The following is a 10,449-nucleotide window of genomic DNA, read 5'->3' as shown; positions in this document are numbered from 1 at the left end:
CAATAAGTTGCCAAAGGCAGCTTACGCGATACCTGCAAAGTTTTCGTTTACGAGGTCAGTAGAGGTAACGCCGTTCAACAGAATGGTGAAATCCAGACCTTCGCTTGAGGTTACAACGGTGTCGCCAGCAGCAAAGTCAGCGGCCGTGTATCCCTGGTCGAAGTAATCTTGCTGTGCAGCGCCATTCAGTGCGGTGAAGAAGTCATTAGCATCTTGAACAACGATGTCTGCTGCACTATCAACACCCAGATCACGAAGATCGATGATTGACTGGTTAGTCAAATCAACACCACCCTGACCAAACACTTGGAAGTTATCGATCTGCCAAACAATACCTGCTTCACTAGCGTCGGCATTGAAGTCAAAGCTAGAGATGAACTCAGAAGAAGTACCGTTACCGCCAACATTGAAGCTAAAGTTATACTCGTTAGCTACAACCGTACCGTTGGTGCCAGTAGTTCCGTCCCACTGTGCATTAAGCAGGTTACCTTCGAAGCCTGACAGGTCAACAGTGCTCAGAGCAGTGTCAAGATCGCCAATATTCAGCGTAGTGGTAACATCACCATTCGCATCTACACCGCCACCAACAATTTCAAGTGTGCGGGCGTAAGTAGTACCTGCGTTGGTGCCGTCTACAGTGTTCAGATCCAGATTGAAGACGTAATTAGTATCTGCAGCCAGATCCAGCGTTACAGTACGGTAGTCTTGAACCGACAGATCGCTTGAGTAATCACCAGCGAAGTTAACGGTGATTTCGTTGCCGTTTGCACGGTCAGCAGCGATCAACGTCAGATTTTGATTAGCGTTATTCGCCGCAACGTTAACAACCTCAGAACCAGACAGGTTGATCAGTTCAGCAGCACCACTTAAAGCTGCGACGTTGTACTGCTCAACGCCGGATACCGCAGCAGCGTTGAATTCGCCAGAGAAGCCGGTGACCGCTCCGTTGAACTGGTTGTTAGCAGCCAGACCCAATTGAATGGTTTCGAAAGCCGTAACTGTTGCCTGAGCACCACCGCCGTATACAGCCAGAGTGTCAGTTTCAGCCGCCGTACCGGTCAGCACGTCAGTTGCGCCAGTCAGCAGACCTCCGTTGATTGCCAGTTCCAGGTCGCCGCCCAGGTCAGAGCCGTCAACTACAGAAGCACCAGACGCCATGCTTGCAATGTGCAGATCAAGGTTCTGGGTACCGTCCAGGTCAACTTTGCCAACACCGGCCAAAGCAGCGCTTTGAACCAGGTTTTCAGAGCTGCGACGACCGCCAGAGGTCAGATCCAGTTCACGAACCGCGCTGGTGCCAGCGCCTTCGATGCTGACGTTAAAAGCTTCAACGGCCAGTTCACCATCCAGACGGGCAGTGTTGTCGAGCAGCACTTCCAAGTTATTCTGGGTCGGAACCGGACGAGTGTTGATCACGTCTACAACGCCAACGAATTGATCGTTGTTGTTGTTGCCTGAACCCAGCGTCTGGTTCTTGCCAGATACAGTCAGCTCGGTATCGATGCGCGCTCGAACGATATCGGTGTCGACACCAGTTCCTGCAATAGGATTGCCAGCTAAATCAGAAGCCAAGTCTGTTGCAATCACAACTTTCTTGCCATCGATAGCGGTCATGTTGCCGGTAACGATGTTCTGACGGGTATCGTTGTCGCCAGCAATAACCAGACGGTCAACGTTTTCAAAACCAGCAAAGGCAGTGTCTTCAGCTGAAAAATCAACGGCATTGCCTGTTGCATAGTTACCAAAGTCGTCAGCTGTTGCACCTGTCGTGGTGTTGATCTCGACTGTATTGACACCCTCGTCACCGTTGACAGAGGTAGAGTCTTTTACTGCCAAGCCAGACAGGTTGACACGGTCGTCTTCGGCACCACCAACGATTTCCAGAGCGAAGTCGCCGTCGGCTGCAACAGTGTTATCAACATCAAGACTGAAGTTGTTACCACCGTCACCCAGCAGGTAGCTGAATTGAACGGTCTCTTCTGCGCCAGCTAGGTACTTGTCAAAAACGCCAGCAGTCAGAGATGCACCGAGCTTAATGCTGGAAGAGTAGCCTGTTGCATCAAAAACGCGAACGTCCAAAAGACCGTTAGTGTTCAGACGGTCATCAATAGTACCAGACACACCGTCATCGCTTACTGTACGGCTACCTAGCTGGAAATCACCTTTGGCACCGTCAGCAAGATGCGTCAGATAGACTTCTTCCAACTGCTGCTCAGTAGAGAAAGATCCCGTATCATTTGGGTTGTTTTCTGAACGGAGAGAGCGGATGTGGCTATCACGGTCAACAGCAACGTTAATCACTTCAATACCGCGGTCGCCTGACATGGCCGCAATGTTGACGTCACCGCCACGTGAACCATTACCAGCACCGTCAAGAACCAGCGTCGTTTCTGTCTTCTCTTCCTGGGTCTCAACTTCTTGGGTAATGCGGTTACGAATATCGATCTGCTGATCAGTAGTCGCAGTAGCAGTAAAGCCGCCCTGGTTTGAGAAGGCACGGCCTTCAGCATCAAACAACAGGAACTGGCCGTTGTCACCGCGAGTGACTTCCAGGTCGCCCAGACCTGCAGCTTCCAATTCTGCTACCAGTGCTGTTTCAAGTTCAGCCCAGGTGTTAGCAGCAGCCATTTCATCACTAGCCAGCGTTACAGATTCGCCTGCCAGCTCGAAAGACAGCGCGCTAACGCTGATGTTTTTCAGTTCAGCTTCTGAGTTGACGTTGCCACCGTCCAGCTCAGCAATTTGAATAACCAGCTGTGACTGGCTAGTCTGACCGCCTTCCATGAACAGCGGATTAAAGTAAACTTCGAAGCCTACTTCGGGGTCAGTTTCGCGCATGCCCAGGATGGTATCTACCGGACGCGAACGGACGTCTTCAATACGAATATCAGCACGGCTACCATCGGTCCACCACTGTTCAACACCTGCCATCTTCTCAGCGTCTACAGTAGCGCCGAAAGTAGTGTTGTCAGCGCCAGCATCTACGCGACCAGCTTGGGCGCGCAGATAAACTTCCTGAATATTAGTAGTTTCAGCAGAGATCGCTGGAGCCCAGTTATCAGAAACAGAGCCAGAGGCGATCAGGTCAGCGCGCAGTACGTTAGTACTATCAGCGCCGCCGTCTAAACGGTCGCCAGTTTCAAAGGTGTTGGCCAGTGCGCCAGAACCTGTTTCGTTCTGGGTAACCGGAGCTTCGAAAGTAGTGTCTGAACCGTCGGCACCTTCCAGGTTGTCGGCTTGCTGAGTCAGACTTATAGCGTCACATTCCACTAACTAACTGATTTAATTTAACTAATCACCTTAAAAACCCTCCCCAATCACGCTTTTCTACCACATTTCTTATTTTTGATTCACTTATGCTATCAATGGATCACATACGAAACACTGAGTGATGCGGTTTTGCGTTCATTTGGTAGAAACGCGCTTTTCTATATTTAACCCTCATTTCTTGTCTGTGCCAGCGTTATTTTTCTCTTCTGTCAACCGACTTATGGCTGAAAGGTTGACCTTTATGTCTAAGCTATCGGCAGCCCCCAACAGGTCTATTTCAATCCCATACTCTTTAAATAACCGTGACATAGCAGCCAATGTGTCAGCGCGCATGCTCATATCGAGGGTTTCGTTTCGTGCCACCGTAGACTTCGCCACACCCAACGCATTGGCAAATTCTTGCTGGCTCATCCCCAGGGCGGCGCGCCCTATGCGCATGGCAAGCGCAAACCGCATCGCTTCTTGATTCATTGAATTAATCTCCAAAATATTGGCTAAAAGACTCTTTTATGCTATCAATAGTAGCATTAATGCGTTTTAAAGGGACTGAAAAGCTATGCCAAAGAAAAATCAGACACAACAGTTCGTGGAGAGTACCAAGTCATCTCCACGTGGCAAAGCCAAAATCGACTACTACGACACCAAAGTCACGGGATTGGTGTTAAAAGTCTTAGCATCGGGTAAACGAAGCTATTATCTGCGCTATCGTGCAGATCGGGGCCATCAGGTGGAGAAGAAATTGGCCAATGCCGAGATAGTGCCATTGGCAGATATTCGTGCCCTAGCAAAGTCACACTTGGCGGAAATTGCTTTGGGGCGTGACCCTTATGCCGAACGTGAGGCGCGCAAGGACGTGCCGACCCTGCGGCACTTTATTGAGCATGAGTATTTACCCTATGCTCGCAGCTATAAAAAAAGCTGGAAAAACGATTGGGGCCAACTCAAAGCACACGTTTTGGAGCCATTAGGGGATCTTTATCTTGATGAAGTGACGCCTGCGCGCATTATGAAAGTGGTTCGCCGTCACCGGGAAACCCACAAGCCCAGTTCCTCCAACAAATTGATCATTCTGCTGCGGTTTATCTTTAACTGTGCGCTGCGGTGGAAAACACCGGGAGTCAAGGAGAACCCTACCGCTGTTATTGAACTGTACGTCGAGAACAACGCCCGAGAGCGTTTTTTGTCACCGGAAGAAACCCAGCGGCTTATTGATGTCCTTGAAACAGCCAAACCACCCATGCTCAAGTGGATTGTGATGTTCTTGCTGTTTACTGGGGCAAGGCGGGGGGAGGTATTGAACGCACGCTGGGAGGATATTGATTTGCGTCGTCAGATCTGGACCATTCCGATTAACAAAAGTGGGAAAACGCGGCATGTGTATTTATCACCGCAGGCACTGTTTGTATTGAAGGCACTGAACGAAGCGGGACGCGTCAGCGGCGATTATCCGTTTGGTAACCCTGAGACACAGAAGCCTTATGTATCGATTTTCAAACGTTGGCATGAGGTTCGCTGCCGTGCAGGGCTGCCAGGATTAAGAATGCACGATTTACGCCACAGCTTCGCCAGCTTTATGGTCAATGCGGGACGTTCGCTGTATGAGGTGCAGCGGTTATTGGGGCATCGGGATATCACCACCACACAGCGTTATGCACACCTGACGCAGGCCTCATTGATTGACGCTGCCAGTAGCGTGCCGTGGCAACCCACGGATGCGCCTGAGACGCCCCATACCGGTGAGGCGGTATTGAGGGGAAAGGGGTCGACAGCGGCTAAGACGTGAAAAATAAAACAGGCAGATACAGCAAGGGCAGCCCCATTCGGTGGCTGCCCTTTTTTGTACGTGTGGCGGGGGTTACTGGAATTAATGCAGGATCAGTGCTGGGTCTCGGCACGCAGTTTATCAACTTCCTCTACCGATAGATCGGCGATCTCCGCGATCGCTTGGTCATCCATTTCGGTACGGGCGATCAGCTTACGGGCCGCGTTGCGCTTGCTTTCTAGGGCACGTTGTTCAGCTTCTCTTACGCGCAGCTCAGTTTCCTGCAAAACCTTTTGCCGTTCTGCTCGGCGCTCTTGCTGTGCCCAATTCTCTAAATTCTCTGCCAACATATCTTTGTCCTCCACCAAACTGTTGAAAGGTGGGATCAGTGCTTATCTTCGATCCGCAGCTTGGCAATCTCATCAACCGCTAATCCTGTGGCTTCGGCAATCTGCTCATCACTGAGCACACCGAACGCCAGTAAATGGCGAACAGTTTCAAGCTTTTCTTCCAAAGCACGCTTTTCAGCTTCCCTTAAGCGCTGCTCGGTTTCCTGCAGAACCTTCTCACGCTCTTCACGACGCTCTTGCTGCGCCCAATTCTCTAAGTTCTCTGCCAACATGTCTTTATCCTCCACCAAACTGTTGAGCTGATCCAGGTTGACCTCAGCCCCAAGCCGCTGCAGGTGACGCTTCAACCAGCGGGTAATAATCTTGTCGATACGTTCTTTGTTGGGATCAGCCTGGATAATTGCCACAATCCGATCCACGGCTTGCTGCAGCCCTTTCCTATTTGTAGACGCCTTTTCGATACTGAACACGCCACTGAGTGGTGTCTGGCGTAAGCACAATTCCTCATCAGTGTAGCGCCCTTCATCGACCAAGTAATAGCGCAGATGTGGCTGGTAGACCTGCAGAAACGCGGGCGGTTCCGGGCGCACCATGTCGTAGATATCACGCCGGGCCGTCCAGTTCTCAGAACCATTATAGAGCACGATAGGCAGGATCGGCGGTAAGCCCTTGTGCGGTGTGGTCGTTCCATTCTTGAGCAAGTGGTCGTAAAAACAGGCCACATAGTGCATCAGCCGGATCGGCATGGTGCGATCCACCGAGGATTGAAACTCCAGCAGAATGTAGAGGAACACCTGCTGGGTGACGCCCTGCCAAGTGACCTCCACTGACCAGACCACGTCTTCGAACTTCTCCTCGAACAGCGGCGTGATGTAGTTACCGCTGTGGTTCTTGAGCGTCGAGAAGTCCATCAACTCGGCCATTTCGGCTGGAGCGAAGCCTTCAATGAGCTGTTGCACGAACTCCGGGTAGCTGAATAACTCTTTATAGCCCGTATCATGTTGCTTGTGGGTGGTATCCGCCATGCTGACTCCTTGTCTCAATGTTTTCATTTTACCACAGCACGCGACGCCCAACGCTCATTCCCACGCTCAAACGCCCTTCCGCTCACGCTATTGACCTGATGCTTAAAGAAAAAAAGAGCCCCACCAGAAAAGCCCCCGCCCCACGCTGCCGGTCAGGGCAAGCGTGAGGCAGGAGAGTAAAGAGAGTTCAGCGTGAAGGTGACCTTACAGCCACCCCCGTTCAGCGAACGAGACATAGCCTTCGTGGCCCACCACGACATGGTCCAATACCCGAATATCCACCAATCCCAGGGCGTCTTTGAGCCGCTGGGTAATGCGTCTATCGGCATCGCTGGGTTCGGGATCACCGCTGGGGTGGTTGTGAACCAGTATCACCGCCGCTGCGTTGTGCTCGATGGCGTGCTTGATCACTTCGCGGGGATAGACGCTGGCGGAGTCGATGGTGCCCCGAAACAGCTCATCGAAGGCGATCAGTCGGTGCTGGGTATCTAATAGCAGTGTGCCAAACACTTCGTAGGGGTAGTCGAGCAATAGGGTTTGCAGGCAGCGGTGAACTTCATCAGGACACCCTAGCTTATTGCCCTTGCGAAGCCGCTTGTGGGCGATCATCTTGGCCAGGTGTAATAGCTGAGCGTCAGTAACGTCGCTGGTCAGACGGTAGGTGCCGGGGGTCTCCCCGGCAATGAGTTGCGGTATCTGGCAGGTCATACGGGATCTCCTTATCAGTGGTGGGTGTAGGACGGGAGGCTTGCTCCTTTCAGCTCAGCGAATCGCTCGGTGAGCTTCCATAAGGCGCGGTTTAAACGCACGTCCTCAGCGACGCTGTTGATCGGTCGGGTGCGAGTGGCCCGCCCAGTGGGGGAACGGCCACGTAAGCCGCCTTTGAAGAGGTTTTCTTGGGTGCGGTTAAAAACACTCCACAGCGAGCCGTTGGCGTCTTCGCTGCGTCGAGCTTCGAGTACATCGGTGGGTTGGATGGGGCTAGCCGCTTGCCAGTCGTCACCGTAACGCAGCGACAGAGCCGACTCGGCAAACAGCTGGGCTTCGCCTCGGCTGATTAAGGTGGATTGAAACGCCTCTACCCCTTCCGCAATGCGGGGCACTTGATGGCTGAGTTGAATAGAGCCTTCTAATATCTCATCAACGATCTGCTTACCGTGACGCACGCGGATACCGCCCACGTCGCCTACTGGCGTGACCATGCCGTTAAGACAGATCAACCGAAACAGCCCTAAATCGAGCTGAAAGGCGGCACTGCGGTCGTGGCTATTGGTGAGTACCAGTTCGGTAATGCTGTCACCGACGGCGAGTTGACGGTCAGGGTCTTGCCGGAAGCGGATCATGTGCCGCGCCACGTCACGGCGCTCGGCTTGACGCACGTTGGTTTGTTGGGCGCGAACCGGGTACCAGCCCTCGGCCTGCAGGGCATCGACCACGTTAATCGTCGGCACGAAGCCGTAGCGATCCGACACCGCTTCATCGGGTTGGCTAGCAAAGATGGCGGGGGCAGTACGGTGGAGTTGGTCGTGAGTGAGAATACGCATGGTGTGTTTCCTTATCAGTTTATCGGTTAACCACGGCATAACGGCCCGCGCCAAACAGGCAGCGGGCAACGTTGAGCGGTGGTGGTGTTAAATCGAGAGAGGGGGTGAGTTGCTAACGTTTGAGATCCACACTTAGGCGCGCTTGGCTTCGCGTGGTGGGGTTTGTGGGGGATGGTCGGCAGGCGGTGGTGCTGCCTGGTCGGGACTTTCCGGTTCTGGTGGCTCAGGCTGGCCCTGCTGGCTTTTGGCCTGCAGTTTGTCGGCCAGCGTCACCGGGGCATTGGGTTCCTGCTTGCCCACTGGCGTTTGCGGTGCCTCGGGGTAGAACTCCTCGACCACGTCGATGGATTCCTCGGCACTGTCTTCAAAGGCCCCGTTGGCAAATCCGGCCTTAGCGGCCTTATCCAACGCTTTCTGATCAAACCCGGTGGCTTGGTGGAACTCATTCAGGCGCTGCGCCTCGGCCAGGGTCTCTTCCAGCGTCCAGCCCTCGCGCAGGGTGATATCCACGTAGAAGATCGCCGTGCCCCGGCTCTGGCGGGTGGATTTGCCGCGTAGCCGTAGCTCCAACGGCATACACGCCAGCCGGTTACCCGAAATCGCTTTGAAGTAGGCGAGCCGTGCGGCCAAGGTGCGTATCGAGTTGAAGCCGGTGGTACGGAAGATAAAACTGCCCAGTGGGTCGTCATCGCCAATCAACACGTTAAGCCGCCCGTAGGGCTTGCAAGCGCCGCCCTGGGCTAAAGGACAACCGTCAGGGGAAGGACAGTCGAGCGTGACCATGCCGTCCTGGGTACGCCGTTTACACTGCTCGCCATCGCCTACGCACAGTGGCCTGGCCGTTTGCCGGTCGAACAGCGCGTATTCAGCACGCAGGTTGAGGTCGGGGTCACTGAACAGCAGCCGGATGGGAATCGTTCGGAGCTTGCCCTCCTGAGCGCTGCGTAGCTGTTCATCGAGCGGGTGGCGTATCCAGCCCTCCTTGGTCTGGAGTTGGGACGTGATAGTGAATTGGTCGTCTTTCTGTGGCAGACGCTTGCCGTTGTTCTCGACCAGTTTGCCGATAGTGATCCGCCCCAGGATGGGCGGGGTAATGGCTAAGCCTTTAAGCATAAGGATCTCCTTACTACATCAGCACATCAGTGATGCATGGTTGGCTACCCCATAACGCAAAACGCCCCAGGCGGCCGGAGAGCCGCGCTGAGGCGTGTGCTTGGTTGAGGTAACGTAGGTTTAATTTGATACGGCAACCGCGTACAGCGGCGCTGTGTGACGACATGAGCGCTATTAGCGCACCACCAACCGCCGGGTTCCGGGATGCGCGTGAAGGTAGGCGGCGCACAGGGCCGGGTGTTCCTTTTGGAGCGTTTTAGTATCCAGCCGATTGACAGGTTTGGTCTGCTTCCAGCTCAGCACGCCACTGGGAAAGATCGCCAACGTGGCGGTGCCCATCGCCTGCTGCAGACGGTGCTTGAGTTTGGCTTCTTCCTTCTTGGCATTGTCCAGGGTGTGTCGTACCCGCTGTAGATCGGCAAAGGCTTGGCTAAGGCTCGCGTCTTGGCACAAATCAACCGTCTCGCCATCGTCCTGGGGAAATAGCGCCCGCAGCGCCTGATCCGCCGAGTCCGACCCATCCGCTGGCGGTGGCGTGTCGTTCTCCACATAGTCCCAGAACTGCCGCTCCAACGTGATCAGCTGCGCGATCATCGCCTCGTCGCGTTCGATACGATGGATCTGTAGCTCATGGCCACCGAGCAATACGGCGACATCAGCGGCCTGTTGGCCGGTGACGGCTAACTGGTGCATCACTTGTAGCTGCACGTACTCAGGCACGCCGTCTTTCCATAGCTTGGCGCCGTAGATTCCGGCGGTTTTACACTCCAGAATCTGCACCTCATCATTGCCCACCACTTCACGATCCAGGTTGGCCAACATCCAGGGATGCTCGACGTGTTGCAAAATGGCATTGACGCGTTGTACCCGATGGCCGGTATGTCGTCCGTAGTGCTCCGCCACGATGGGTTCCAGCACCTGCCCCCAGTGCAAAGGGCTGGTGAGGATCTCGCCCCGACTGGGTTCCTTGTCATCGAATTGGCGCCCGGTCTTATCCATCCAGAGTTCCAACGGCGATTTATACGGATGCAGCCCTACGGCCGCCGCCGCGTCACTGCTGCCAATGCCGCTCTGACGAATCGAAAGCCATGCCTTGCGATCCAGGGCGCGGGTATCGACCAAGCGCCGTGCCTGTTCGCGGTAACGCCGGGGCGGCGGTGTAGGGCGCTTCAAGTGGCTTTCACGCTCGACGAAAGCAGACATCTCACGCGAAGGAAGCGCATCGACTTGTCCGTGGGAGAGAACAGCGTCAACGGCGGTTGCTTGAGAGTGGAGGGTGTGACTCATGATAGATACTCCTAAACGGTAGACACGGCATCGCCGCCCTAGCCTGTTGGCGGGCAACCAGTGCTTGTGATCAACGAAGGGAAATGGATTGACGATTT

9 protein-coding genes are annotated in these 10,449 nt (G+C 54.2%); 1 reads left to right on the top strand and 8 read right to left on the bottom strand.

Annotation, left to right across the window (positions count from 1 at the left end; all coding sequences use genetic code 11):
* Nucleotides 1-21: 21 nt before the first annotated feature.
* Both INT22_RS09860 and INT22_RS09855 read right to left on the bottom strand, forming a co-directional pair.
* Nucleotides 22-3,270, bottom strand: a complete 3,249-nt coding sequence (locus INT22_RS09860) for a beta strand repeat-containing protein (RefSeq protein ID WP_193059445.1) — start codon at nucleotides 3,268-3,270, stop codon at nucleotides 22-24.
* 171 nt (nucleotides 3,271-3,441) lie between these two features.
* Nucleotides 3,442-3,741, bottom strand: coding sequence for a helix-turn-helix domain-containing protein (locus INT22_RS09855; protein WP_193059446.1), 300 nt, complete (start codon nucleotides 3,739-3,741; stop codon nucleotides 3,442-3,444).
* 85 nt (nucleotides 3,742-3,826) lie between these two features.
* Between INT22_RS09855 and INT22_RS09850 the strand changes: the two genes are divergently transcribed.
* Nucleotides 3,827-5,053 (top strand): tyrosine-type recombinase/integrase, encoded by a 1,227-nt coding sequence (locus tag INT22_RS09850; protein WP_193059447.1) that lies wholly within the window; start codon nucleotides 3,827-3,829, stop codon nucleotides 5,051-5,053.
* Between the two features lie 92 nt (nucleotides 5,054-5,145).
* Here INT22_RS09850 and INT22_RS09845 read toward each other — a convergent pair whose 3' ends face one another.
* The 6 genes from INT22_RS09845 to INT22_RS09820 form a co-directional block, all read right to left on the bottom strand.
* On the bottom strand, nucleotides 5,146-5,382 hold the full coding sequence (locus INT22_RS09845) for a hypothetical protein (protein ID WP_193059448.1): 237 nt from the start codon (nucleotides 5,380-5,382) through the stop codon (nucleotides 5,146-5,148).
* Between the two features lie 35 nt (nucleotides 5,383-5,417).
* Nucleotides 5,418-6,407, bottom strand: coding sequence for an Rpn family recombination-promoting nuclease/putative transposase (locus INT22_RS09840; RefSeq protein ID WP_193059449.1), 990 nt, complete (start codon nucleotides 6,405-6,407; stop codon nucleotides 5,418-5,420).
* 204 nt (nucleotides 6,408-6,611) lie between these two features.
* Nucleotides 6,612-7,115, bottom strand: coding sequence for a RadC family protein (gene radC, locus INT22_RS09835; protein WP_193059450.1), 504 nt, complete (start codon nucleotides 7,113-7,115; stop codon nucleotides 6,612-6,614).
* 14 nt (nucleotides 7,116-7,129) lie between these two features.
* Nucleotides 7,130-7,951 (bottom strand): DUF932 domain-containing protein, encoded by an 822-nt coding sequence (locus tag INT22_RS09830; RefSeq protein WP_193059451.1) that lies wholly within the window; start codon nucleotides 7,949-7,951, stop codon nucleotides 7,130-7,132.
* 132 nt (nucleotides 7,952-8,083) lie between these two features.
* Nucleotides 8,084-9,064, bottom strand: a complete 981-nt coding sequence (locus INT22_RS09825; protein ID WP_226912573.1) for a recombination directionality factor — start codon at nucleotides 9,062-9,064, stop codon at nucleotides 8,084-8,086.
* 174 nt (nucleotides 9,065-9,238) lie between these two features.
* Nucleotides 9,239-10,351: a YqaJ viral recombinase family nuclease gene (locus INT22_RS09820; protein WP_226912572.1), complete on the bottom strand. Its 1,113-nt coding sequence runs from the start codon at nucleotides 10,349-10,351 to the stop codon at nucleotides 9,239-9,241.
* Nucleotides 10,352-10,449 lie beyond the last annotated feature (98 nt).

Source organism: Halomonas sp. 3D7M (genome assembly GCF_014897885.1).
Lineage (GTDB): Bacteria > Pseudomonadota > Gammaproteobacteria > Pseudomonadales > Halomonadaceae > Vreelandella.
Note: the sequence above shows the minus strand (reverse complement) of the source record. Positions and strands in the feature narration are given on the sequence as shown.

Bases quoted from the DNA above. Each gene is read 5' to 3' on its own strand.
- INT22_RS09855 (WP_193059446.1), bottom strand. From the start codon at position 3,741: ATGAATCAAGAAGCGATGCGGTTTGCGCTTGCCATGCGCATAGGGCGC.
- INT22_RS09850 (WP_193059447.1), top strand. From the start codon at position 3,827: ATGCCAAAGAAAAATCAGACACAACAGTTCGTGGAGAGTACCAAGTCA.
- INT22_RS09845 (WP_193059448.1), bottom strand. From the start codon at position 5,382: ATGTTGGCAGAGAATTTAGAGAATTGGGCACAGCAAGAGCGCCGAGCA.
- INT22_RS09840 (WP_193059449.1), bottom strand. From the start codon at position 6,407: ATGGCGGATACCACCCACAAGCAACATGATACGGGCTATAAAGAGTTA.
- radC (WP_193059450.1), bottom strand. From the start codon at position 7,115: ATGACCTGCCAGATACCGCAACTCATTGCCGGGGAGACCCCCGGCACC.
- INT22_RS09830 (WP_193059451.1), bottom strand. From the start codon at position 7,951: ATGCGTATTCTCACTCACGACCAACTCCACCGTACTGCCCCCGCCATC.
- INT22_RS09825 (WP_226912573.1), bottom strand. From the start codon at position 9,064: ATGCTTAAAGGCTTAGCCATTACCCCGCCCATCCTGGGGCGGATCACT.
- INT22_RS09820 (WP_226912572.1), bottom strand. From the start codon at position 10,351: ATGAGTCACACCCTCCACTCTCAAGCAACCGCCGTTGACGCTGTTCTC.